Below are 24,469 nucleotides of genomic sequence, written 5' to 3' on the forward strand. Positions count from 1 at the left end.
GGAAGAAGTAGTTGGAGTCCCGGAAGCCATAGGCCATCCGCTTGATCACCTTGATGCGGTTGTTCACGCCTTCGAGGACGCTGGTGTGCAGGGGGAAGCGGGCGCTGGCCAGGATGCCCCGGGCGTATTTGCGCAGATTCCGGGCAAAGCGTTGGAGCGGCGCCAGACCGCTGTCCCGAGCATGCCGTAGCCAACTTCGCCAGCGCCGCCAGCCCTCCCGCACAGTGGGGGCGTACCAGACTTCCTTTAACGCATCCTTGAGCAGGTAGACCGTGGCCAGCGGCTGGTTGGCGTCGAGCAACTCCTGCAACTGCACGGCCTGCCCGTCCTTCAGGTTTTCGCGATTGCGCAGCAACAGCCAGCGGCTCTGCTTGACCACCTTGCGCGCCGGCTTGTCCTCGCGCAGGCGGTTGGCCTGGTCGACGCGGATCCGGTCGATCACCTCGCGGCCGTAGCGCGCCACCACATGAAACAGGTCGTACACCACTTCGGCCTGCGGGCAATGCCGCTGCACCTCCAGGTCGAAGGCGGTGTTCATGTCCATCGCCACCGCTTCGATCCGTTGGCAGTGCTCGCCCAGTAACTCAAAGAATGGGCGGATCGCCTCGCGGCTGTTGCCATGACCGACCCACAGCACCCGCGTGCGCTCGGCATCCATGATCACCGTGGCGTAGCGATGGCCTTTGTGCAGGGCGAACTCGTCCATCACCAGGTGACGCACATCACCCGGCTCGAAGGTGCCGACGGCGGCATCCAGGCGACGTTTGTCGAGCTGCTTGAGCGTGTGCCAATGCAGGCCGGTGAGGCGGCTGACGTGGCTGATCGGCAGCAGTTGCAGCAAAGCCTCGAGCCAGGCCTGCAAGCGCCGCGTCAGGCGTGACGCCGGCGCCAGCCAGGCGATCCGCTCGGTCACCCGCCCACATCGCAGACAATCGACGCGGCGCACTGGCACCTGGAGCAGAACGCGCTGATCCAACAAATCCCGATCGCGCACCCGACGCAGTCGGCGCTCATGGATCAGCGGACAAGCTTGGCCACAGCCCCCACATTCGGGGATGGCGTCGGCTTGAGGCTTGAGTTCGATCAGCAGGGTGTTGTCGGCAGAGGGGCGACAGGCGACGACTTCGTAGCCTGGCCAGAACTGGGCAAGATCAATAGGATGCACGGCGGCAGCAGGGAATGGGGGTTGGTTCGTTTGGCGACTGCCAATTTACCCACTTCCCTGACTGTCAACGCGCTCTTCCCCCAGACTCCGCGAAGAACCTAAAAAAGGCCTCCCGAGGGAGGCCTTAATGTTGACGCTATTTATAGGTATTCGTGGATCAGACGCTGTAGTACAGGTCGTATTCCAGCGGGTGCACGAAGGTGCGCACCTTGATTTCTTCTTCGCTCTTCAGCTCGATGTAGGCATCGATGAAGTCGTCGCTGAACACGCCGCCCTTGGTCAGGAACGCGCGGCCCTTGTCCAGCTCTTCCAGGGCTTCTTTCAGGCTGCCGCAAACCTGCGGGATTTCCTTGGCCTCTTCCGGCGGCAGGTCATACAGGTTCTTGTCAGCGGCATCGCCGGGGTGAATCTTGTTCTGGATACCGTCCAGACCGGCCATCAGCAGAGCTGCGAAGCACAGGTAGGGGTTGGCAGCCGGGTCCGGGAAGCGCGCTTCGATACGGCGGGCTTTCGGGCTGTTCACGTACGGGATACGGATCGAGGCGGAGCGGTTGCGGGCGGAGTAGGCCAGCATTACCGGGGCTTCGAAGCCCGGGACCAGACGCTTGTAGGAGTTGGTCGACGGGTTGGTGAAGCCGTTCAGGGCCTTGCCGTGCTTGATGATGCCGCCGATGAAGTACAGGGCGGTGTCGGACAGGCCGGCATAGCCTTCGCCAGCGAAGGTATTCTTGCCATCTTTGGAGATGGACATGTGAACGTGCATGCCCGAACCGTTGTCGCCGTACAGCGGCTTCGGCATGAAGGTCACGGTCTTGCCGTAAGCGTCAGCCACGTTGTGCACGCAGTATTTCAGGGTCTGAACTTCGTCAGCCTTGGCAACCAGGGTGTTGAACTTCACGCCGATTTCGTTCTGGCCGGCAGTCGCCACTTCGTGGTGGTGAACTTCCACGACCAGGCCCATTTCTTCCAGTGCGTTGCACATGGCGGTGCGGATTTCGTGGTCGTGGTCGACCGGCGGTACCGGGAAGTAGCCGCCTTTGACGCCCGGACGGTGGCCTTTGTTGCCGCCTTCGATGTCAGCGTCGGTGTTCCAGGAAGCCTGCTCGGAGAAGATCTTGAACATGGAACCGGAAATGTCGGACTTGAACTTCACTTCGTCGAAGATGAAGAACTCCGGCTCCGGGCCTACGAATACGGTGTCACCGATGCCGGTGGTCTTGAGGAACTCCTCGGCGCGGCGGGCAATGGCGCGCGGGTCGCGATCGTAGCCTTGCATGGTGCTCGGCTCGATGATGTCGCAGACCAGGATCACGGTCGGCTCTTCGGTGAACGGGTCCAGAACGGCGGTGCTGTCGTCCGGGAGCAGGATCATGTCGGAGGCTTCGATGCCTTTCCAACCTTCGATGGAGGAGCCGTCGAACATCTTGCCGTGTTCGAAGAAATCGTCATCGGCGTCACGGGCCGGCATGGTCACGTGCTGCTGCTTGCCTTTGGTATCGGTGAAGCGCAGATCAATCCACTTCACGTCGTGTTCTTTAATCAGTTGAAGCGACTTCGACATGTTGTCCTCCAGGTGGTTGGGGGCAGGGACCTTGCCTCCCAAAAAATCGGGGTGAAGCCGGAGCGGGATAGTCCGCCAGGGCGACCTGCCTCACAAGGGAGCAAATTGCGTGCCAGTGCCCCGGAATGGGCAGATGGCCCTAAACTCGCGGCTGGCGGGGGCTTCGCTCCGTTTGTGCACAGTTTTGCGCACCGTTTTCGTGCCATGCGTGGTGCGCGTGATCCAATTTGGTGCAGAGAAAGCTTTGCTGAATGATTTTGGTCAAACCTTGAACAATTTCCGCTATAATCCGCGCCCCTCTTTTTCGGCCGCCGTCGCAAGCGCTGTTTTCATGAAACTCATCGTCAAAGTCTTCCCGGAAATCACCATCAAGAGCCGGCCGGTGCGCAAGCATTTCATCCGCCAGCTCTCGAAGAACATCCGCGCGGTCCTTAAAGACCTGGACCCGGAGCTTGAGGTGACCGGCGTTTGGGACAACCTGGAAGTGCAGACGCGGCAGACCGAGCCGAAGCTGCTGCGCGAGATGATCGAGCGGCTCACTTGCACCCCGGGCATCACGCACTTCCTGGAAGTGCACGAGTACCCGCTGGGCGACTTCGACGACGTACTGGAAAAGTGCAAGCTGCACTACGCCGACCAGATCCCCGGCAAGATTTTCGCCGTGCGCTGCAAGCGCGCCGGCAAGCACGAATTCACCTCCATGGAGCTGGAGCGCCATGTCGGCAGCCGCCTGCGCCAGGAGTGCAACGCAGCCGGCATCTCGCTGAAGAACCCGGAAGTGGAAGTGCGGATGGAAGTGCGCGACCAGCGCCTGTTCGTCATCCACCACCAGCACAACGGCATGGGCGGCTATCCGCTTGGTTCCCTGGAACAGACCCTCGTACTGATGTCCGGCGGCTTCGACTCCACCGTCGCCGCCTATCAGATGATGCGTCGCGGCCTGATGACCCACTTCTGCTTCTTCAATCTGGGCGGGCGTGCCCACGAACTGGGCGTGATGGAAGTGGCCCACTACCTGTGGGAGAAATTCGGCCGTTCCCAGCGCGTGCTATTCATCAGCGTGCCCTTCGAGGAAGTGGTCGGCGAAATCCTCAGCAAGGTCGACAACAGCCAGATGGGCGTGGTGCTCAAACGGATGATGCTGCGCGCCTCGACTCACATGGCGCGCAAGCTGACCCTGGATGCACTGGTGACCGGCGAAGCCATTTCCCAGGTATCCAGCCAGACCCTGCCCAACCTCTCGGTGATCGATTCGGCCACTGACATGCTGGTGCTGCGTCCGCTGATCGCCAGCCACAAGCAGGACATCATCGACACTGCCACTCGCATTGGCACTGCCGAGTTCGCCAAGCACATGCCCGAATACTGCGGCGTGATCTCGGTGAACCCGACCACCAAGGCCAAGCCCGGTCGCATCGAGCACGAGGAAGAACAGTTCGACATGGCCATCCTCGAGCGCGCCCTGGAGCGTGCTCGGCTGGTGCCCATCGATCGCGTGATCGATGAACTGGGCCAGGATGTAGCCGTGGAAGAAGTGTGCGAAGCCCTGCCGGGACAGATCGTCATCGACATCCGTCACCCCGATGCTCAGGAAGACGACCCTTTGGAGTTGCCTGGCATCGAAGTGCAGGCGCTGCCGTTCTATGCGGTCAACAACCGATTCAAGGAACTGGACGCCAATCGCCAGTACCTCCTGTATTGCGACAAGGGCGTAATGAGCCGCCTGCATGCTCACCACTTGCTCAGCGAGGGGCACGCCAATGTGCGCGTTTATCGCCCGGCCTAAGCAACCCGGGCTGTTCGGCGGCAGCATCCGCCACCGCCCTCCCGATTGCCGGCCCTGAGTCGCAGTTCATTCATCTGCGCCGCATAGACTTCGCGGCAAACCGAATCCTCTGATCGAGATACAAACGTGATCGAAAAACTCCGCAATATCGCCATCATCGCCCACGTCGACCATGGCAAGACCACCCTGGTGGACAAGCTCCTGAAGCTGTCCGGCACCCTCGACCGCAAAGAAGCGGAAAGCGAGCGCGTGATGGACTCCAACGACCAGGAAAAAGAGCGCGGCATCACCATCCTGGCGAAGAACACCGCCATCAAATGGAACGGCTACAACATCAACATCGTGGACACCCCCGGCCACGCCGACTTCGGCGGTGAGGTTGAGCGCGTGATGTCCATGGTGGACTCCGTACTGCTGGTGGTCGACGCCCAGGACGGCCCCATGCCGCAGACCCGCTTCGTGACCCAGAAGGCCTTCAAGGCCGGCCTGCGTCCGATCGTGGTGGTGAACAAGATCGACCGTCCGGGCGCGCGTCCTGACTGGGTCATCGACCAGATCTTCGACCTGTTCGACAACCTCGGCGCCACCGACGAGCAGCTGGACTTCCCGATCGTCTATGCCAGCGCCCTGAACGGCATCGCCGGTCTGGACCACGAGAAGATGGACGACAACATGGACGCCCTGTTCCAGGCCATCATCGACCACGTGCCGGTACCGGACGTAGACGTCGACGGTCCGTTCCAGATGCAGATTTCCCAGCTGGACTACAACAGCTTCCTCGGTGTGATCGGCATCGGCCGTATCGCCCGTGGCCGCGTCAAGGCCAACACCCAGGTCGTCGCCGTGAGCGACGACGGCACCAAGCGCAACGGCCGTATCCTGAAAATCATGGGCCACTCCGGCCTGCAGCGCGTGGAAGTGGCTGAAGCCGAAGCCGGCGACATCGTCTGCGTCAGCGGCATGGAAGAACTGTTCATCTCTGACACCCTGTGCGACCCGCAGAACGTCGAAGCGCGTCCGCCGCTGACCGTTGACCAGCCGACCGTGAGCATGACCTTCCAGGTCAACGACTCGCCGTTCGCCGGCAAGGAAGGCAAGTTCGTCACCAGCCGCAACATCAAGGACCGACTGGACAAGGAACTGCTGCACAACGTCGCCCTGCGCGTTGAAGCCGGCGAATCCGCCGAGAAGTTCAAAGTCTCCGGTCGTGGCGAGCTGCACCTCTCCGTACTGATCGAAACCATGCGCCGCGAAGGCTTCGAGATGGCCGTTGGCCGTCCGGAAGTGGTGATCATCGAGAAGGACGGCGAGAAGCAGGAGCCTTACGAGAACGTCACCATCGACATCGAAGAGCAGCACCAGGGCTCCGTGATGGAGCAGATGGGCCTGCGCAAGGGCGATCTCACCAACATGATCCCCGACGGCAAGGGCCGCGTTCGCCTGGAATACACCATCCCGGCGCGTGGCCTGATCGGCTTCCGTAACAACTTCCTGACCCTGACCTCGGGTACCGGCATCCTGACCTCGACCTTCAGCCACTACGGCCCGATCAAGGCTGGCGAAGTCAGCAACCGTCAGAACGGCGTACTGGTCTCCATGGCCACTGGCACCGCACTGACCTACTCGCTGGAAACCCTGCAGAGCCGCGGCAAGCTGTTCCTCGCCCCGGGCGACGAGATCTACGAAGGCCAGCTGTGCGGTATCAACAGCCGTGACAACGACCTGGTGATCAACCCCACCAAGGGCAAGAAGCTCGACAACATGCGCGCTTCCGGCAAGGACGAAGTCATCGCCCTGGTTCCGCCGATCAAGTTCACCCTGGAACAGGCGCTGGAATTCATCGCCGACGACGAGCTGGTGGAAGTGACTCCGAAGTCCATCCGCCTGCGCAAGAAAATGCTGAACGAGAACGACCGCAAGCGCTACGAGCGCACCAAGGTCTAACTCGACCCGCTGCTGAAATCGCCCCCGCCGGCCCTGCCTGCGGGGGCGTTTTCGTTTTGGGCAAGGTCGGCCCGGAAGGCTCAGCTTTCAGTCTTCGTGCGCTCGCTTCGTGCCGCAGCGCTCGTCGTGCGCACCTGTCAGGGGTGCTGGTGCGACATGCCGAGGCCCCGGGTCAGGGCTTCATACAATCAATCAGGAAATTTCCAGCCACCTAATCAGGGTTCGCCGGCATACCGCACCGGCTCAGTTGTTTTCAATGGCGCCCTTTTCCATTCCCGGTCCATTGCCAAGGAACTGCCCAGCGTGCGTCCCCTGAAATTGGGTGTCGTAGTACTCAACCTGTTCATGGTCGGCGCCCACGGTCTGGCCAGCGCCGATGTGTCACCCGGCGATCGCGACCTGATCCGCGACCGCCAGGAGCGCCTGCTGCAGGAGCAGCAGAAGCGGCTGGAAGAACTGCAACAGCTTCCAGGCAAAGGTGTGGAAGCCGCCGCGCCGGCTTGCATACAGATAGTTCCGGGTCTGGCTTCATGCTGGGCTGCTTCCGTTCATTAACAAACCAATCGATTTGACCGTCAAAGGCGCCCAGGCTGGTGCGCCTTTGAGTCGCCGGGCGCGATGTCAGTGCCATCGCCCTCACTGGCGACATTTTCGACAAGTTGTTCGGGACCCAGACCAACACCTTCGCGGACAAGGTCAATAACGTCGATCTGGGGACGCTGGAAGGCGTCGGCAACTTCGCCGGCAACCAACTGGCCCAGAGCGGCACAGCGGCGGCGCTGAACAAGCTGATGGGGCGTGATGCTTCGTTCAGGGATGCCTTGCAGGGCGCGCTTTACAACACCCTGGCCGCAGCCGCCTTCTGCGCCGTGGGCGACTTCACCGAAGACAAGTGGGTCTGCAGCAATCCAGCCGATTCAATGTCCTGGACCGGGACAACCTCGCGGAAAGCCGGCTCGAAGCTTCGATCACGGGCGAGGCCCAGCGTTTGAAGGGCGCTCGTTTTGTGGCGACTGGCGATGTGACCGAGTTCGGCCGAAAGGAAGTCGGCGACCGCCAGCTGTTCGGCATTCTCGGGCGCGGCAAGTCCCAGGTGGCGTATGCCAAGGTCGACCTGAATATCGTCGATGTGTCCACGTCGGAAGTCGTCTATTCCACGCAGGGCGCCGGCGAGTACTCGTTGTCGAACCGCGAGATCATCGGGTTCGGCGGCACGGCCAGTTACGACTCCACCTTGAACGGGAAGGTGCTGGATCTGGCCATCCGCGAAGCCGTCGAGGCGTTGGCGAAGGCGTTGGACAGTGGCAGCTGGGCAACGGTGGCTCGCCAGACAGAGGAGCTCCTGTGATGCGTATGGAATCACCCCACTACATGACCGACTAGGGCATCGTGGCTCTATGAAGCAAGCCCCCGCCGAATCACCTCGGCGGGGGCCTCTTTATGGGGGCAGTTCTTTAGTTCGCTGCATCCAGCAACCGCAGCACCGCCTTCTCCCCGCTGTCCAGCGCGCTTTCCACCAGCGCGGGTGGCTGCCGTCGTCGGACGGAAATGGGGACAGATTTATTCTCCCTACTCCAATTTGGGGGGAAGAGCAGGCTTTATCTGTCCATGGAGAGAGAATCTAGTCCCCTCTCTCGCAGACACGAAACCCACCAACTCGTCCGTCAAACGTTGGGCTTCGCTGCGCTCTGCACCAACCTGAAAAGACCGGTACGCACAGGTGCCGTGTTCGTCCCCTTCCCGAACGCGCGACACTTTGACAAGCGCTGCGTGGTCAATTCCGGTCATTCGTAAGACACGTCTGCATCCTCCAACTGAACCTGCTGCCCCGCCATCACATCCAGCACCCTCTGCCGGTCATCGGTGCCGAGCTGGTTCAGTGCGTTGTTCATGTCCGATAGCCAGACGTCGTGTGAGCTGGTCTTCACCGTGTTATCCAGGATCAGGCGTTTCTGGAAGATCCAGAAGTTCGACCAGTCGTACCAGTCGGGCAGGGCATCGAAGGCCTTGTTGGGGTTGCCGGTGCGCATGAATTGGGACGTGTACTGGGTGAACTTGGCGGATAGCGCGGTGCGCTGGCCTTGGTTGGCGGTGGTGCTGATGAAGCGCAGCAGGTCCTGCTGCGGTGCCACGGGGAAGTTACCGAAGAGGAAGGGCAGGTCCATGCCGTGCACTGCGCCGAAGGCTTCCTGCCAGGGGGCTGGCGAGTCGTCCCAGTCGAAGTTGTAGCGGTAGATGCTGCCTTGCAGCAGGCGCAGGTAGCGGCAGATGTTGTCCACCGTCAGGTCCACGCCCAGGCTCAGGGCGCGGTGCACCGGGCGGTAGGTGGGGTAGAGCTCCGGTTTGACGATGTCGGTGATGGCGAGGCTGGCAGGGTTCTGGTTGTTGACCATGTCCCACATCTGCGCGTGGCTGGGTTTGTAGTAGCGGAGCAGTTCGCCGGCGAAGTAGGTGCCTTCGTCCTTGGTGGTGCCGAGGATCATCGGCACCTTGTGGTAGCCGCCGGCGATGAGGTCGACGTAGCCGGCCCAGGGAATCACGTGGCCGTCGGTGAAGTGGCCCATGACAACGGGCGTCGGCGTATGGCGCACGATGTCGGCCGCCGGCAGCCCCCTCAGGAAGCTGCGAACCCAGGTCGGGCCCTGGCTTGCGCGATAGGCCGCCGCCTGCAGCTTGTCGCTGGCATAGCCCTTCTCCACCAGCAGGCCGTCGATCATGTCGTTGGATTGCAGCTCGCCCAGGGCCTTGGGGTAGGCGTTGGGCAGGCCGGACATGCAGATCATTCGGTCCACCAGCGAATCGGCCAGGGGTGATTGCAACAGGCCCCAGGCATTGATGCAGCCGGCGGATTGCCCGGCGATGGTGACGCTGTTCGGATTGCCGCCGAACTGGGCGATGTTGTCTCGCACCCATTCCAGGCCCTTGATCAGGTCCAGGGTTACGTAGTTACCAGAGTCGTCTTTGGCGTTGCCTTCTTGCAGGGCGGAGTTGTACAGCCAGCCCAGGCTGCCGAGGCGGTAGTTCACCGTCACCACCACCGCGTTGGCGTTGCGGGCGAAGTTGGCGCCGTTGTAGAGCAGTTCCGAGCCAGCACCCTTGAGGTTCGAGCCGCCGTGTATCCAGAACAGCACGGGCAGGTTGCTTTCAGTGCTCTTTGGTCGCCAGACATTGAGGTAGAGGCAATCTTCCGAGCCTATTGGCTGGCCGAAGGTGGCCGGGTCGGGTGCGCCGAAGAAGCTGCCGAGCTGCGGGCAGATGCTGGCGAACTGGCCTGAAGGGCGCACACCGTTCCAGGTCGCGGGATCGCGCGGTGCCTTCCAGCGCAGCTCCCCAACGGGCGGCGCCGCATAGGGAATGGCGCGCCAGGACTGGGTGTTGTTGGCATCAGTCACGCCCTGCACTTGAGCGCCGCCCAGGGAAGTGATCGAGCGTGTGAGGGACTGGTTGTCGGCGCCTTGACTCAGCTGGGAGAGGGCGGAAAGCACCAGTATCGAGCTGCCGAACAGGCAGCCACGGAAACGCAGCTTTGCAATCGAATTCATTGTTGTTATCTCGATTCGAGCCACTGGATTGGCGGAGCGCTGACTGTTCTAGCCCCGCCGTCGGGTCCATGTGAGTCCAACTGCGAATCCCGAATACGGATATGGCACTCGGGTGCCAGTACTAGTCAGGCTGTGCCCTTCGGTCAAACGCTGGAGCCCCCCGAACCGCTGACCGGTTGGTCACATGTCGTGTCGGAGGAATGAACCGAAGCTGGCGAATTTCTGACCAAAACCGCCGGCCTTTGACGAACTTTTCACACATTCACAGTCATATTCCCTGCTTTTCGATCAGATGGACTGGTCAAGGCTCGACTAGGGCGGATGTCTATGAAGTTCGATCTAAACAACACTGGCGAGCGTCGGTTCGACTGGGCCGGGCTCGGCTGGCTCTTTCTCTTCTTCTGGTATTTCTCGGGTGTCACGCAGCTCCTGATTCAGGTCACCGGTACCAGCGGCTTCACCGGCTTTCGCCAGGCGTTCCTGCTGAGCGGACTGTGGCTGATCCCGGTGCTGTTGTTCCCGGGGCGCACGCGGACCGTCGCGGCGGTCATCGGCGGGCTACTCTGGCTGGCCTCTCTGCCGGCCTTCGGTTACTTCCTGGTATACGGCCAGGAGTTCTCCCAGAGCGTCATCTTCATCATGTTCGAATCGAACGTGGCCGAAGGCTCGGAATACCTGGCCCAGTACTTCGCCTGGTGGATGGTGCCGGCGTTTCTTGGCTATGCACTGGGCGGTGTATTGCTTTGGACGCGGCTGCGTCCGGTCTATCTGCCACGAAACAAGGCGATGGTTGCGAGCCTGGCACTGCTGGCGGCGCTGGTGGGCTATCCGGCGGTCAAGCAGGGACTTGGCAACGATACCTTCGCGGCGGCGCGCGACAGTTTCGAGAAGCGCATGGAGCCGGCAGTGCCCTGGCAGTTGCTGGTCGGCTATCGCCAATACCGCCAACAACTGGCGGACATGCATGACTTGCTGGAGAACAGCGCCAATATCGCTCCCCTGGCCAACCTGCAGGACGCCAATGCCGGGCTGCCGGCGACCCTGGTGCTGGTGATCGGCGAATCCACCAATCGTCAGCGGATGAGCCTCTATGGCTATCCGCGTGCGACCACGCCGAAGCTCGACCGCATCCGTGACCAGCTGGACGTCTTCGACAACGTCATCACACCGCGCCCCTACACCATCGAAGCCCTGCAGCAGGTTCTGACCTTCGCCGACGAGCGCAATCCAGACCTCTATCTGACCAAGCCTTCGCTGCTGAACATGATGAAGCAGGCCGGGTACAAGACCTACTGGATCACCAACCAGCAGACCCTGACCAAGCGCAACACCATGCTCACCACCTTCTCCAAGCAGGCGGACGAGCAGTTCTACCTGAACAACAACCGCAACCAGAACGCGCGCCAGTACGACGACGACGTGCTCCCGCCGTTCGAGAAGGTGCTGGCCGACCCTGCGCCGCGCAAATTCATCGTGGTGCACCTGCTGGGCACCCACATGAGCTACCAGTACCGCTATCCGCCGGAGTACGACCGCTTTACCGATCGCCAGGGCGTTCCGGACTCGGTCACCGACGATCAGCTGCCCACCTACAACAGTTACGACAATGCCGTGCTCTTCAACGACCACGTGGTTTCCAGCCTGATCGAGCGCTTCTCCGGCAGTAACTCCAACGGCTTCCTGCTCTACCTCTCCGACCACGGTGAGGCGGTGTTCGACCCTGAGCAGCCGGACGTCCTGGGGCGCAATGAGGCGGCGCCTACCGCGCCCATGTACACCATCCCCTTCATGCTTTGGCGCTCCCCGCAATGGCGAGCCGCCCATCCACGGGAGCTGTCCTCCAGCCTGCAGCGGCCCTACAGCAGCTCCAGCTTCATCCATACCTGGGCGGATCTGGCCGGTATCGGCTTCGATGACTTCGACCCCAGTCGCAGTGTGGTCAATGCCCGCTTCCAGCCGCGCCCGTTGCTGATCGGCGACCCCTATCAGCCGAAGACGCTGATCGACTTCAGCCTGATCAAGCCCAAAACCAAGGCGCCCGATATGGAAGTGGTCAGCGGGGAGCGTGAACCGACTGGCAGAAAGGCTCCGCCGGGTTGACCGCCGGGGCGTTTTTGTCTGTAGTTCGCCTTCGCCGGACTACGGCGCCCCGTCACTCCCTCTGCAAGGACATCCCATGGCCGGAGCCAGCCTGCTGACCCTGATCGACGACATCGCGACCCTGCTCGATGACGTCTCGGTAATGACCAAAGTCGCCGCGAAGAAAACCGCGGGTGTCCTGGGCGATGACCTGGCGCTGAACGCCCAGCAGGTCAGCGGCGTGCGGGCCGAGCGCGAGTTGCCGGTGGTCTGGGCGGTGGCCAAGGGTTCCCTGGTGAACAAGGCCATCCTGGTGCCCGCAGCCCTGCTGATCAGCGCCTTCATTCCCTGGGCGGTGATCCCGCTGTTGATGCTGGGCGGCGCTTTCCTCTGCTTCGAAGGCTTCGAGAAGCTGGCGCACAAGTGGCTGCACAGCGACGAGGAAGACGCGCAGCACCATGCGGAGCTGGCCGAGGCCGTGGCCAACCCGGAAGTGGATCTGGTGGCCATGGAGAAGGAAAAGATCAAGGGCGCCATCCGCACCGATTTCATCCTTTCCGCCGAAATCATTGTCATCACCCTGGGGACGGTGGCCGATGCCGCCTTCGGCAGGCAGGTGGCGGTTCTCGTGGGCATCGCGCTGATCATGACGGTGGGCGTGTATGGCCTGGTGGCCGGCATCGTCAAGCTGGATGACCTCGGTTTCTACCTGGTGCGCCAGGCCAGCTCGACGGCACAGGCCATCGGCCGCGCCATCCTTGCCGCCGCACCCTGGATGATGAAGGGGCTGTCGGTACTGGGAACCGCTGCAATGTTCCTGGTGGGGGGCAGCATCATCCTCCACGGCATCCCTGCGGCCCATCATCTGCTGGAGCCGGTGCTGGCCGCGGTTGGCGGCTTTGCCTGGCTGGTACAGATTCTGGTGGATGGCCTGGCAGGTATCGCTGCCGGTGCGCTGGTTCTGGCCGGGGTGAGCCTGGTGAAGAAGGTGCTGTCGGCCGTGAAGGGCTGAACTATTGGCTGTACGGGGGGCCAAGGGCAGATGCGCCGCCTTTGGCGATTGAATTGGCTCTGTCTGCGTTAGCTGTTGCGAGAAATTGACCATCGGGCCAAGAGCCTTGTAGGAGCTGGCTTGCCAGCGAAACGCGGCCATTCGCTGGCAAGCCAGCTCCTACGGGCAATGCAGACATAGCCATTGAAATCCCGCCACAGTGTTTCGACGCTGATGCGGCGCGATTCCTGGGGCTTTGGGCTAGGCTGAAAATCCGTACCCCGGGTTTGCCAACATGCTCGACATCCCACCTGAGGACGACTTCTGGCGGGATGCCAAACAGGACAAGTCGCAAGCGCCCGAACTCGGCTCGGCCTTGGAGGCGCGGGCCCGCAGCGGTATGCCGATGCGCGGTTTCTGCCTGAAGAAATGCCAGTTGGCGGGCCTCGATCTGGTGCACCGTGGCAGCCACACCGGGTACGACCTTTCCGGAAGCGATTTCTACCGCGCCAATTTGCGCGGTGCCCATCTGTTCGCCATAAACCTGCGCGGCGCCTCGCTGATGAAGGCCGATCTACGTGATGCCAACCTGCACTGCGCCGACCTGCGTGACGCCAATCTGCTCGGGGTGAAGCTCGACGGTGCCCGTCTGGATAACGTGGTCTGGGACGAGCGGGTGCTACAGGAACGCGAGGCCCGTGACGCCTGCAAGAACAGGCAGCCGGCGTTGATGCTGGACTTCCTGCAACAGGCCGAGGAGGTCTATCGCAACCTGCGCATTCATCTGGAGAAGGCCGGGTTGTTCGAGGAAGCGGGGCGCTTTTTCTATCGCGAAATGGTCATGCGCCGCCTGCAAATGCCGCGTTGGTCAGCCCAGCGGCTGTTTTCCTGGCTGGTGGACCTGTTCTGCGGCTACGGCGAGCAGCCCCTGCGCGTGGTGCTGTTTTCCCTGGGCTTCGTGCTGTTCTGCGCGCTGCTTTATTTCCTGACGGGGATTCACCACGGCGATGTGCGGCTGGCCTTTTCCCTGGAGCAGGACCTGTTGACCAACCTCGAGGAGCTGGGCGCCTGCATGTACTTCAGCGTGGTGACCTTCACCACGCTCGGCTACGGCGACATCGCGCCGCTTGGCTTGTCGCGACCGCTGGCTGCCTTCGAGGCCTTCGTCGGCAGCTTCACCATGGCGCTGTTCGTGGTGGTGTTCGTGAAGAAGATGACGCGCTGAGGCTTTGTCCGAAAGACGGCTTATTGCTGAAAAACCTGGAAATCAGTCCTTCGGCTTGAACGCGCAGTAGCCGGGGCGCGGGCCGATTCTCGGGTGGTTTCGGCAGGTATCCGGGCGCTTGTCGTACACGGTGCACAGGCGACTCTTGCGGTCGAGGAAGTAGCAATCGTTGTTGCCCATGCGGGTGAGCGTGAAAATGCCGGACTTCTGGTTGAAGCGCTCCACCACGCCGTCCTTCATCAGCCTTTTCGCGATGTTCTTCGGCGGTTCGCCACGCTCGAACTCGGCCACCAGTTCCAGGCGGATCAAGTCGTTCAGGCGCGCTTCGACCGGCATGGTGCAGCAGCTGGAAACGCATGCGTGGCACATGGTCTTTTCGTATTTGATCCAGGTGTCCGTCCGGTCGAGGTCGGCACCGACGATCATCATGGTCTTCATGGTCGGCGAGCAGGCTAGGGTAGAAGGGCGGGCATCATAGCGATGTCGGTGAAAAAGTGAACAGTTTCCCGTCGGGGAACGCGAAATTTCCCTTTGTCTCAGCGGATTTGTGTCTATACGACACCGGGTTGTAGGAATCTTCTGTGTCTGTGAGCCAGGACTCAGGCGTCTCTATTGGGACGATGCCGGTTTCCTGTAGCTTCCGGCCGTTCGTGGCTGCGATGGATGCGGCCCCAGTGCTCAATCATCCGGGTAATCGCTGCATGCAATGGATCTTCATGCTGGTTGGCCTGGCCTTCGGGGCCGGGATTGATGAAAGCGTCACCGGAGCCCTGCTCGGCGGCCTGATGGGGCTGGGGCTGGGGCAGGCTATCCGCCTCCAGTGGCTGACGCGGGAAAATGCCGAGCTGCGCAAGTCGCTCGCCAGTTTTGCCGCACGGTTCGACAAGGGCACCCAGGCCATCCATGAGCGCCTGCTCAAGGTGGAGCAGGGAAGGGCGCAGTCGGCCGAGACAGCACCGCCTCAGGCTGTCGAACCCGCCGTGCCGGTTGCCAAAGCCGCGCCCGAGACCGTGGCCGAAGACGATGCCGACCTCGTCTGGGAACTGCCGGCGGATGTGCTGGCCGAGCCTGCGGCTGCCGCATCGCCAGCGCCCACACCTGCACCAGCGGCTGCGGCGCCCGCTGACGCCTGGGGCCGGGAAGCCCGCCCCGCTGTTCCTCCCAAGGCGCCGCCGCGTCCGCCGAAACCCCGCGAACCTTCTCTGCTCGAACGGGGCTTCGCCGCTGCCCGTAACTGGCTGTTCGGCGGCAACACCGTGCTGCGCATCGGCGTCGTGCTGCTGTTCCTCGGCCTGGCCTTCCTGCTGCGCTACGCCACCGAAGGCATGGTGGTGCCCGTGGAGCTCCGCTACGCCGGCGTGGCCCTGGCCGCCATCGCGCTGCTAGGCCTTGGCTGGTGGCTGCGCAGACGCAATCCGAGTTATGGCTTGATGCTTCAGGGCGCCGGCATTGCCGTGCTCTACCTGACAGTGTTCGCTGCCATGCGCCTGCATCCGTTACTGGACCCGAAGATGGCCTTCGGGCTGCTGGTCGCGGTAACCCTGTTTTCCGCCATCCTCGCCGTGGCCCAGGACGCCCTGGGCCTGGCCGCTGCCGCCGCGCTTGGCGGGTTCGCCGCGCCCATCCTCACCTCCAGTGGCAGTGGCAACCATGTGGCGCTGTTCAGCTATTTCGCGCTGCTCAACGCCGGCATCTTCGCCATTGCCTGGTTCAAGGCCTGGCGTCTGCTCAACCTGATCGGCTTCGTCGGCACCTTCGGTATTGGATTTGCCTGGGGCCTGCGTTCCTACCAGCCGGAGCTTTTCGCCAGCACCGAACCTTTCCTGGTGTTGTTCTTCCTGATGTATGTCGGCATCGGTCTGCTGTTCGCCCGGCGCAAGCTGGCAGAGGCGATGGACGCGCCGGCGGAGCGGGACGAGCTGTTGCGCTGGTCGGCGCGCCAGGGCGACACGGTGGACGGCACGGTGCTGTTCGGTCCGCCGATCATCGGCTTCGGCCTGCAGGTGGCGCTGATCCGCCATATCGAGTTCGGCGCGGCCTTCAGCGCGCTGGCCCTGGGGCTGTTCTACATCGTTCTGGCACGGGTCCTGGCCGGCCGTACCGCCGGGCGCGCCTTGCTGCTGGTGGAAACCTGTCTGGCCCTCGGTGTGGTGTTCGGCAGCCTGGCCATCCCGCTGGGGCTGGATGCGCGCTGGACTTCCGCTGCCTGGGCGGTGGAAGGCGCTGGCATCTACTGGCTTGGTCTGCGCCAGGGTCGGCCGCTGGCGCGGGCCTTCGCGCTGTTGCTGCAGTTCGGCGCCGCGATTGCTTTCCTCGGCGGGCTGCGCACCGGCGCCTATACATTGCTCGACGGTTCGCCCCTGGGCGCCCTGATGCTGGGCGCGGCACTGCTGTTCGTGTTCTGGCAACTGCGCCAGGCGCCAGATGACGCTGCCACCGACCTGGAGCAACGCCTCTCGCCGGCTCTCGCTTGTGCCGGGCTGGCGTTCCTTTATCTGATGGCGCCGCTCGCCTTCGCGGCGGAAGGCACCGCCATTGCCTGGGCACTGGCCGGGCTGGCGACGCTTTTCGTCGGGTTGCGACTGAACTCGCGCACCTTCCTCTTCAGCGCGTTCGCCGTGCAGTTGCTCGGCGGCGCGATCTTCTTGCTCGACCTGGACGGCTCGGGCCTGGGCAGCGGCTCCATGCCGGGCTGGCGTGGGCTGATGGTGGCGTCGCTGATCGGTCTGGCGCTGATCGCCGGGATGATCCTGGCTGCTCGCCACCCGCTGGCACGCAGCGATGCGCGATTGTTGCGTGGTCTGTCGCTGGTGCTGCTGGCGGGGCTGGCTTTCGTCAACCTGGCGGTGCTCTTCGTGTTGCCTTGGCGCACCGCCGCTGGGGTCTGGGCCGGCAGCGGTCTGCTGATCCTCTGGCTCAGCTTGCATCTGCAACAGCGCGCCGGGTTCTGGTTCGGTCTGTTCCTGCAATTGTTGGCTGGCATGAGTTTCCTCGCGGTAAGTCCGCTTCTACTGGGCGAGCTGAGTAGCGAAGGCCTGCGACCGCTGGCCCACGCCGGTTTCTGGACGCCGACCGTGCTCGCTCTGGCAGCCTTCGTCGGTGCCTGGCGCTTACAGCGTGCCGCCCGTGCGGAAGCGGCATTGGGCGGGCTGAGCCTCGCACATCTGGCCCAATTGCTGCTGGCCTGGAGTGCCGGCTGGTGGGCGCTGGCCTGGCTGGCGGAGATCGCGCGCTTTGCCAAGCCTGAACTGCAAGTGCCCCTGGCCCTGTTGCTGGCGGCGGCCAGCGTCGCCTTCACCACCTGGCTCGCGGGGCGCGAGCAGTGGCGTGCACTGGCCTTGCTCTGCCTGGTGCTGGCGCCTGCCGGCGTTGTGGCGCTGGCGGTTGCCTGGGACCCGCAGTATCACCCGGCAGCCAGCTTCGGCTGGGCCGGTTGGGGTGCCCTGTTCCTCGTGCACGTGCTGGCCCTGCGCAGGTTGGATGACATCTTGCCCGCGGGGGCACGTAGTGCCGCCCATGTGCTGGGCTGTTGGTTGCTGCTCGGCGTGCTGGCGCTGGAGTTGCGCTACCTGTTGATGCTGCTCTCCGAGCAATACAACGCCTGGCGCTGGCTGGGTTGGGCCCTGCTGCCGAGCGCCTGGCTGTTGCTGGTGGCTCTGCGTCCGCGCCTGCCTTGGCCGGTGGCGGCTTATCCGCGTGAATACCGTCTGTGGGCGTCGTTGCCGCTGGCGCTGCTGATGCTCGCCTGGTTCTGGATCGCCAACGCCTGGAGCGATGGAGCAGCCGAACCGCTGCCGTACCTGCCGCTGCTCAACCCGCTGGAGCTGGGCCTGCTGTTCGCGCTGCTGGGTATCTGCCTCTGGCTGCGTGACTGCCTGCCGCAGTTCGGTGTGCGCGCACTGCCGGCATGGCTGCCCCAGGGCGTGGCCGGTGTATCGCTGTTCGCCCTGGCGACCGCGGCGGTGTTCCGCTGCGCGCACCATTGGGGTGGCGTGCCCTATCAACTGGAAGCACAACTGGATTCCATGCTGGTGCAGGCTGGCCTGTCCATCGTCTGGACCAGCATCGCCCTGGGCCTGATGGTTGGCGGTCACCTGCGGGCGCGGCGCGAACTCTGGCTGGTGGGCGCGGCGTTGATCGCGTTGGTGGTGGCCAAGTTGTTCTTCGTCGAACTGGGCAATCGCGGTGGCCTGGAACGCATCGTGTCTTTCATTGGCGTCGGCGTCCTGCTGCTGGTCGTCGGCTACTTCGCGCCGCTGCCGCCAAAGCGCGCGGAATCTCAACAGGAACAGGTCAACGCATGATCGGATTGTCTTGTCTGCGCCGCCCCGGCCTGGCCTTGCTGGCCAGCCTGGGATTGCTCTGCCAGCCGCTGCTCGCCGCTGAACAGCCAGACGACTTCACTACGCGCGTCGAGCTGCGGCTGGACGGGCAGGGCCCCTGGTATCGCATGGACCTGCCCATGGCTCTGCACTTCGCCGCGCAGCATGCCGACCTGCGCGACCTACGCGTGTTCAACGCCGAGGGCGAGTCCCTGGCCTATGCCCTGACTCGCAGCAGCGCAAGCGAACGCCGTGCCCGTCACGAACAGACCGTACGCTGGTTCCCCTTGCGTGGTCAGGCGGACGGGAGTGGTGCCTTGCCCAGCGTAAGGATCGAGCGCAGTACTACCGGAACGGTCGTGCAGGTGGTGCCGGAGAATCCCGTGGCCGAAGGTGAGCAATTGCGTGGCTGGTTGCTGGACGTCAGCGGTGTGGGAGCTCCGCTGGAGAAGCTCAGTCTGGAGTGGAACAGCGCAGCTGACGGCTTCCAGCACTTCAGCATCGAGGCCAGCGATGACCTGCAACATTGGGAGTCATGGGGTGATGGACAGGTGGCGCGCCTGTCGTTCGCCGATCAACGCATCGACCAGCGCGAAGTGGCCCTTCCCGGGCGTTCCGCGCGGTACCTCAGGCTTCTCTGGCAGAGCCCTCGGCACGCGGCGGAACTGACTGCGGTGAAGGTATCGAGCGCCAGCCGCGAAAGCCTGCCGGCGGCCATGGCCTGGTCCGCGCCGCTGGACCCGGTCAGCAGCAAGGCCGGCCAGTACATCTGGGACCTGCCGCTGGGGTTGCCCATCGAGCGCCTGCGCGTTGCCGTGGAGCGGCCCGGCAGCCTGCTGCCGGTGCAGGTGGAGGCTCGCCGCGATGGCGCTCCGCAATGGCAGCCGGTAATGTCCGGCCTGCTTTACCGGTTACCGCAGGACGGAAAGGAGGTCGCCCAGGAGGAGCTGGACCTGCCGGGATGGATGGCGATCAAGCAGCTGCGCCTGACGGTTGATCAGCGTGCCGGCGGCTTCGGCCAGCAGGTACCCCGTCTGGAAGTGGGCATGCATGCCACCCAGGTGGTATTCCTCGCTCGTGGCAATCCGCCGTTCACGCTCGCCCTGGGCAATCTTGAGGCCAGCCGCGCGGAACTGCCCCTGTCCACGCTGGTGCCGGGTTTCGACAGCGCCAGTCTGGAGAAGATGGGGCGCGCCGAAGCAGTGGCGATTCCTGCGCAGACTGGCGTCCATCCGGCAGAGCGGCAGGCGGCCGGTCAGATCGTCTGGAAACGTGTCGGCCTCTGGGCCGTCCTGCTGCTGGGTGTCGGTCTATTAGGGGGCATGGCGTTCAGCTTGCTGCGTCGCCCGGCGGCGCGGTCTTGATGAATTGCGAATGACCATACGGTGATAGTGGCTTTTTGATGTATCTTTGTTCGGTCATTCCAAAGGCCGCAGCAGGCGGCTCCACGTCAGGTCAGGACGATCAGGTGCCCAGCCTTCAGCCGCTCCATCCGGAACCCTTGCCCCCAATTGCCGTGCCCTCCGGGGAGCTGCGTTGAACACCTGCCTGGCCAGTGGATGGAGCTTCAGCGGGCCGGTGGCGCTGACCATTGCCGTCGGTATCGGCGTGGTGTTCATAGCGCTCTGGGTCCGCCGCCAGCCTCATTTTCCTGGTCGCGAAAGCTTTCTCGTCCTGCATGCCGGCATCTGTTGGTGGCTTGCGGCCGCCTGCCTGGAGCTGGCAGCGCAGGGTCCGCAGTGCAAGGTCTTCTGGGCCAGCATGGCCTGGCCGGGCATTATCGGCGTACCGACCTTCTGGGCCGTGTTTCTCTGGCAGTACGTCAACAGCATCCGTGAACCCCTGAGCCCGCGAGCCTTCCTGCTCCTGGGTATTGGTCCGCTGGTCGCCTCCGCCATGGCCCTTAGCAACCCCTGGCACCAACTGTTCTACGGCCCCGGCACCCTGCCGGCGGACGATACGCTGGGGGCGGCGATCCGCTACGACCATGGGCCGCTCTTCGATGCCGTGGCCGTCTACGTCTACGTGTTCATGGTTTTCTGCCTGGCCGTGGTGACCCGCGCCGCCTTGGCCAGCCATGGCCTGCACCGCCGTCACTATCTGGCATTCGTGCTGGTCACCTGCGTGCCCTGGGGCGTCAACCTGAGCTACGTCGTTTACGGCTGGACCTTGTTCGGCTTCGACCCAACGCCTTTCAGCTTCGCCTTCACCCTGGTGGCCTTCACCTTCCTGATTCTCGGCGTTCGTCTTTTCGACCTGGTGCCGGTGGCGCGCCATCTGCTGCTGGAGGAGCTGCCCGACCCGGTGCTGGTGGTTGACCCCAAACGCCGGGTGATCGATGCCAACCCCGCCGCACTGACACTGGCCGGGCAACCCGTGGGCTGGCAGGGCATGGCGCTCTCCAGGTGGCCGGTGTATGGCCTGGAGCTGGAAGCGATGCTGGTGGCGGGGGAGAAGGAGATGCTGCTGGTCCCGGCCAGTTCTTCGCGCTACTTCGAGGTCCGCTCCCGCGATATCGAGCGGGTGACCCGCAGCGGCACATCGATTCTCGGACAGATGCTCTACCTGCGTGACATCACCGAGCGCCACTGCAGTGAACTCAAGCTGGCTGAGGCCCTCGCGACCAGCGAAGAGCGCCTGCGTACCATCACTCGTCTGCATGAACAGTTGCAGGAGCAGGCGCTGCGGGACCCGCTGACCGGTCTCTACAACCGCCGACATCTCGGCGAACTGTTCGCTCGCGAGCAGGCTCGCAGCCAGCGCGAGCGCACGCCCATCGCCCTGGCATTGATCGACCTCGACCACTTCAAGCAACTCAACGACCGTCACGGTCACCTGGTCGGCGACGATGTGTTGCGCGCGGTGGCCATCCATCTCACCGGCAACCTGCGCGGCAGCGACGCGGTATTCCGCATTGGCGGTGAGGAGTTCCTCCTGCTGCTGCCCGGCGCCAGCGGCGATGAGGCGTACGCGCGGTTGCAGGCGCTCTGCCAGGCACTTGCCGGCCTACCGCTGCCGACCCGGGAAGGGCCAGTGTCGGTGACCCTGTCCGCCGGCCTGGCGGTCTGGCCGATGCAGGGCCAGACCCTGGAAGAGCTGATGCAGGTGGCCGATGCCGCGCTCTACGAGGCCAAACGCAACGGCCGTAACCAGGTGCGGAGACTCGCCGCGAACGATGTCGGCTGACCGCTGAACCAGTGGCTGACACCGGCGTCAGATATTCTCGTGGCCTGTGTGGCCCGCATTCACTGCCGATTCAGCACCTTCCATCCCGCTGAGAGGCAATGCCATTCGACTCGCGCTAAACTGCGCGCATTTTTCCACCCTCCGGAGCCATTCCATGTCCCGCGTTACCCTGAGTCGCTACCTGATCGAGCAGACCAGAAGCCACAACACCCCTGCCGATCTGCGCTTCCTCATCGAGGTTGTCGCGCGCGCCTGTAAGGAAATCAGCCATGCGGTGTCCAAGGGCGCGCTGGGCGGCGTGCTCGGCAGCATGGGCACCGAGAACGTGCAGGGCGAAGTGCAGAAAAAGCTGGACGTAATGTCCAACGAAATCCTGCTCGAAGCCAACGAGTGGGGCGGTCACCTGGCCGGCATGGCCTCCGAGGAAATGGACAACGCCTACCAGATCCCCGGCAAGTACCCCAAGGGTGCCTACCTGCTGGTATTCGACCCGCTGGACGGCTCCTCCAACATCGACGTCAACGTGTCGGTAGGCACCATCTTCTCCGTGCTGCGCTGCCCTGAGCAGTACCTGTCGCAGAACGACAGCCTGGACGAAAAGGCTTTCCTTCAGCCGGGTGTTCAGCAGGTTGCCGCCGGTTACGCCATCTACGGTCCGCAGACCATGCTGCTGCTGACCCTGGGCGACGGCGTGAAGGGCTTCACCCTGGATCGCGAGCTGGGCTCCTTCGTGCTCACCCACGACAACATCCGCGTGCCGGAAACCACCGCCGAATTCGCCATCAACATGTCCAACCAGCGCCACTGGGAAGCCCCGGTAAAGCGTTACGTCAGCGAGATGCTGGCCGGTAAGGAAGGCAACCTGGGCAAGAACTACAACATGCGCTGGATCGCCTCCATGGTGGCCGACGTGCATCGTATCCTCACCCGCGGTGGCATCTTCATGTACCCCTGGGATGCCCGTGAGCCGGAGAAACCCGGCAAGCTGCGCCTGATGTACGAGGCCAACCCGATGTCCTTCATCATCGAGCAGGCCGGCGGCGCTTCCACCGATGGTCGCCAGCGCATCCTCGACATCCAGCCGACCTCCCTGCACCAGCGCGTGCCCGTCTTCCTCGGTTCCAAGGAAGAAGTCGCCCGCGTCACCGGTTACCACCAGGAGTAACCGTGCAGCCCTGGCAGCCGTTACTGGACTGGTGGTTTGGCCCCGAGGCCTCCGCCAGCCAGACCGCAGCAGCGCGCCAGGGGCTTTGGTTCGGCAAGAAGGACCATCAGGACGCCGAAGCCCGCGAGCGCTTCGGTGGCCTGGTTGAACAGGCACTCGATGGCGGTCTCGCCAACTGGGCCGAACAGCCGGACGGCTGGCTGGCGCTGGTGCTGCTGCTGGACCAGCTGCCACGCATGATCTACCGCAACGACCCACGCGCCTTCGCCGGCGACGCCCGCGCGCAGGCGCTGGTGGCCGACGGGCTTGTCCGTGGCCAGGAACGGGGCCTCGCGCCGATCCGCCAGATCTTCATCTATCTGGTGCTGGAGCACGCCGAAGACCTCGCCAGCCAGGAGCGTGCCCTGTATCGCTATCGGCTGCTGCTGGACGCTGCGGACGCCGCCGAGCGCAAGCTGTTCGAGGGCTTCCTCGATTTCTCCGAGCGCCATCGGGTGGTCATTGCCCGATTCGGCCGCTTCCCTCATCGCAATTCCGTGCTCGGACGCGCGTCGAGCGACGAAGAATCCGTTTTCCTGCGGGAACCCGGTTCGCGCTTCTAGAATCGAATGGAACAATCTCGTGACCCGCCGTGTCCGGTCGGTCGCTTTCCATCCGCCAAGGAGTGCTTCATGTCATTGCGTACCCTCGCCCTCTTGTCCTGCTGCCTGGTGCTGGCCGCCTGCAACAAGCTCAACCAGGAGAACTATTCCAAGCTCAAGTCCGGCATGACCAAGGCCGAAGTGGAGCAACTGCTCGGCAGCCCGACCGAGTGCTCCGGCGCCGTGGGATTCACCAGCTGCACCTGGGGTGACGAGAAGGCCTTCGTCAGCGTGCAGTACGCCGGGGAGAAGGTGCTGATGTTCTCCGGCAAGGGGCTCAAGTGAAGCGCGCAGCTGCGTTGCTGGCGGCCCTGTTGCTGGCCGGCTGCGCCAGCCATGGCGGGGCGCCTGTACCGCCGCGTACCGTGTCGGCGGTGGACCTCGAGCGTTACCAGGGCACCTGGTATGAGTTGGCGCGATTGCCGATGTTTTTCCAGCGCGGTTGCGCCCAGTCCGAAGCCCACTACAGCCTGCAAGACGACGGAAGCCTGGGTGTGCTGAACCGCTGCCGTACCCTCGATGGCGACTGGAAAGAGGCACGCGGCAATGCCGTGCCCCAGGTGGAGGGGCGCACCGACAAGCTCTGGGTGCGTTTCGACAACTGGTTCTCCCGGCTACTGCCAGGCATCGCCAAGGGCGATTACTGGGTGCTCTACCTGGACGACGACTACCGCACCGCCTTGGTGGGCAATCCGGATCGCAAGTACCTCTGGCTGCTGTCGCGCACGCCAGTGGTCTCGGAGAAGACTCGCGAGCAATTGCTCGAAGTGGCGGAGGAGCAGGGCTACGACACGGACCTGCTGATCTGGCGTGTGTCGGATGCTGCCCTCTCCTCCCACCCCTCTCCCTGAAGGGCGAGGGG

The 24,469-nt window shown here is 63.5% G+C and carries 17 protein-coding genes and 2 pseudogenes; 15 read left to right on the plus strand and 4 right to left on the minus strand.

The window, feature by feature from the left end; all coding sequences use genetic code 11:
- On the minus strand, window positions 1–1,165 hold a 1,165-nt coding region (locus tag E8E75_RS19035; RefSeq protein ID WP_280358009.1), incomplete at its 3' end, for an ISL3 family transposase.
- A 157-nt stretch (window positions 1,166–1,322) separates the two neighbouring features.
- Window positions 1,323–2,726, minus strand: a complete 1,404-nt coding sequence (gene glnA / locus E8E75_RS19040; RefSeq protein ID WP_120654108.1) for a glutamate--ammonia ligase — start codon at window positions 2,724–2,726, stop codon at window positions 1,323–1,325.
- A 331-nt stretch (window positions 2,727–3,057) separates the two neighbouring features.
- Between glnA and thiI the strand changes: the two genes are divergently transcribed.
- The 5 genes and pseudogenes from thiI to E8E75_RS19065 all read left to right on the plus strand — a co-directional run.
- On the plus strand, window positions 3,058–4,512 hold the full coding sequence (gene thiI / locus E8E75_RS19045; RefSeq protein ID WP_120654109.1) for a tRNA uracil 4-sulfurtransferase ThiI: 1,455 nt from the start codon (window positions 3,058–3,060) through the stop codon (window positions 4,510–4,512).
- A 126-nt stretch (window positions 4,513–4,638) separates the two neighbouring features.
- The gene (gene typA, locus E8E75_RS19050; RefSeq protein ID WP_120654110.1) at window positions 4,639–6,456 is read left to right on the plus strand and encodes a translational GTPase TypA; all 1,818 of its coding nucleotides are present in this window, start codon (window positions 4,639–4,641) and stop codon (window positions 6,454–6,456) included.
- Window positions 6,457–6,801: 345 nt separating this feature from the next.
- A pseudogene (locus tag E8E75_RS19055) lies at window positions 6,802–6,957 on the plus strand (hypothetical protein); the annotation flags it as partial.
- 146 nt (window positions 6,958–7,103) lie between these two features.
- Window positions 7,104–7,448, plus strand: coding sequence for a DUF637 domain-containing protein (locus E8E75_RS19060; protein WP_280359661.1), 345 nt, complete (start codon window positions 7,104–7,106; stop codon window positions 7,446–7,448).
- Window positions 7,355–7,804 (plus strand): annotated as a pseudogene (locus E8E75_RS19065) (CsgG/HfaB family protein); the annotation flags it as partial. The gene E8E75_RS19060 and the pseudogene E8E75_RS19065, both read left to right, overlap by 94 nt.
- Before the next feature lie 436 nt (window positions 7,805–8,240).
- Here E8E75_RS19065 and E8E75_RS19070 read toward each other — a convergent pair.
- Window positions 8,241–9,998 carry a carboxylesterase family protein gene (locus tag E8E75_RS19070; RefSeq protein WP_153918209.1) on the minus strand — a complete coding sequence of 586 codons (1,758 nt, stop codon included), beginning with the start codon at window positions 9,996–9,998 and terminating at the stop codon, window positions 8,241–8,243.
- A gap of 321 nt (window positions 9,999–10,319) precedes the next feature.
- Between E8E75_RS19070 and cptA the strand changes: the two genes are divergently transcribed.
- From cptA to E8E75_RS19085, 3 genes are all read left to right on the plus strand, one after another.
- Window positions 10,320–12,098 (plus strand): phosphoethanolamine transferase CptA, encoded by a 1,779-nt coding sequence (gene cptA, locus E8E75_RS19075; protein ID WP_153918206.1) that lies wholly within the window; start codon window positions 10,320–10,322, stop codon window positions 12,096–12,098.
- Between the two features lie 76 nt (window positions 12,099–12,174).
- On the plus strand, window positions 12,175–13,089 hold the full coding sequence (locus E8E75_RS19080; RefSeq protein WP_120654114.1) for a DUF808 domain-containing protein: 915 nt from the start codon (window positions 12,175–12,177) through the stop codon (window positions 13,087–13,089).
- Window positions 13,090–13,363: 274 nt separating this feature from the next.
- Window positions 13,364–14,293, plus strand: coding sequence for a pentapeptide repeat-containing protein (locus E8E75_RS19085; RefSeq protein ID WP_120654115.1), 930 nt, complete (start codon window positions 13,364–13,366; stop codon window positions 14,291–14,293).
- A gap of 42 nt (window positions 14,294–14,335) precedes the next feature.
- Here the strand turns inward: E8E75_RS19085 and E8E75_RS19090 are convergent, their stop codons facing one another.
- Complete coding sequence (locus tag E8E75_RS19090) at window positions 14,336–14,731, minus strand: YkgJ family cysteine cluster protein (protein ID WP_077524693.1); 396 nt, start codon at window positions 14,729–14,731, stop codon at window positions 14,336–14,338.
- A 263-nt stretch (window positions 14,732–14,994) separates the two neighbouring features.
- On the opposite strand from E8E75_RS19090, the gene E8E75_RS19095 reads away from it, so the two are divergent.
- The 7 genes from E8E75_RS19095 (at window position 14,995) to E8E75_RS19125 (ending at window position 24,458) form a co-directional block, all read left to right on the plus strand.
- A complete protein-coding gene (locus E8E75_RS19095) occupies window positions 14,995–18,597 on the plus strand; it encodes a DUF2339 domain-containing protein (protein ID WP_153918204.1) in 3,603 nt (1,200 codons plus the stop codon).
- Window positions 18,594–19,979 (plus strand): DUF3999 domain-containing protein, encoded by a 1,386-nt coding sequence (locus tag E8E75_RS19100; RefSeq protein WP_153918202.1) that lies wholly within the window; start codon window positions 18,594–18,596, stop codon window positions 19,977–19,979. The genes E8E75_RS19095 and E8E75_RS19100 overlap by 4 nt, the downstream gene beginning before the upstream one ends.
- Window positions 19,980–20,151: 172 nt before the next feature.
- On the plus strand, window positions 20,152–21,801 hold the full coding sequence (locus E8E75_RS19105) for a histidine kinase N-terminal 7TM domain-containing protein (RefSeq protein ID WP_153918200.1): 1,650 nt from the start codon (window positions 20,152–20,154) through the stop codon (window positions 21,799–21,801).
- A gap of 154 nt (window positions 21,802–21,955) precedes the next feature.
- Window positions 21,956–22,966: a class 1 fructose-bisphosphatase gene (locus E8E75_RS19110; protein ID WP_120654118.1), complete on the plus strand. Its 1,011-nt coding sequence runs from the start codon at window positions 21,956–21,958 to the stop codon at window positions 22,964–22,966.
- 2 nt (window positions 22,967–22,968) lie between these two features.
- The gene (locus E8E75_RS19115) at window positions 22,969–23,568 is read left to right on the plus strand and encodes a DUF924 family protein (RefSeq protein ID WP_120654119.1); all 600 of its coding nucleotides are present in this window, start codon (window positions 22,969–22,971) and stop codon (window positions 23,566–23,568) included.
- Window positions 23,569–23,637: 69 nt separating this feature from the next.
- Window positions 23,638–23,892 (plus strand): outer membrane protein assembly factor BamE, encoded by a 255-nt coding sequence (gene bamE, locus E8E75_RS19120; protein WP_120654120.1) that lies wholly within the window; start codon window positions 23,638–23,640, stop codon window positions 23,890–23,892.
- The gene (locus tag E8E75_RS19125) at window positions 23,889–24,458 is read left to right on the plus strand and encodes a lipocalin family protein (RefSeq protein ID WP_280359642.1); all 570 of its coding nucleotides are present in this window, start codon (window positions 23,889–23,891) and stop codon (window positions 24,456–24,458) included. The genes bamE and E8E75_RS19125 overlap by 4 nt, the downstream gene beginning before the upstream one ends.
- Window positions 24,459–24,469: the final 11 nt, after the last annotated feature.

It is taken from the genome of Pseudomonas sp. BN606 (assembly GCF_029873115.1).
Classification (GTDB): Bacteria; Pseudomonadota; Gammaproteobacteria; order Pseudomonadales; family Pseudomonadaceae; genus Metapseudomonas.

Excerpts from the sequence above, each read along its gene's own strand:
- glnA (WP_120654108.1), bottom strand. The coding sequence starts at position 2,726 with ATGTCGAAGTCGCTTCAACTGATTAAAGAACACGACGTGAAGTGGATT.
- thiI (WP_120654109.1), top strand. The coding sequence starts at position 3,058 with ATGAAACTCATCGTCAAAGTCTTCCCGGAAATCACCATCAAGAGCCGG.
- E8E75_RS19070 (WP_153918209.1), bottom strand. The coding sequence starts at position 9,998 with ATGAATTCGATTGCAAAGCTGCGTTTCCGTGGCTGCCTGTTCGGCAGC.
- cptA (WP_153918206.1), top strand. The coding sequence starts at position 10,320 with ATGTCTATGAAGTTCGATCTAAACAACACTGGCGAGCGTCGGTTCGAC.
- E8E75_RS19080 (WP_120654114.1), top strand. The coding sequence starts at position 12,175 with ATGGCCGGAGCCAGCCTGCTGACCCTGATCGACGACATCGCGACCCTG.
- E8E75_RS19085 (WP_120654115.1), top strand. The coding sequence starts at position 13,364 with ATGCTCGACATCCCACCTGAGGACGACTTCTGGCGGGATGCCAAACAG.
- E8E75_RS19090 (WP_077524693.1), bottom strand. The coding sequence starts at position 14,731 with ATGAAGACCATGATGATCGTCGGTGCCGACCTCGACCGGACGGACACC.
- E8E75_RS19095 (WP_153918204.1), top strand. The coding sequence starts at position 14,995 with ATGCAATGGATCTTCATGCTGGTTGGCCTGGCCTTCGGGGCCGGGATT.
- E8E75_RS19100 (WP_153918202.1), top strand. The coding sequence starts at position 18,594 with ATGATCGGATTGTCTTGTCTGCGCCGCCCCGGCCTGGCCTTGCTGGCC.
- E8E75_RS19110 (WP_120654118.1), top strand. The coding sequence starts at position 21,956 with ATGTCCCGCGTTACCCTGAGTCGCTACCTGATCGAGCAGACCAGAAGC.
- bamE (WP_120654120.1), top strand. The coding sequence starts at position 23,638 with ATGTCATTGCGTACCCTCGCCCTCTTGTCCTGCTGCCTGGTGCTGGCC.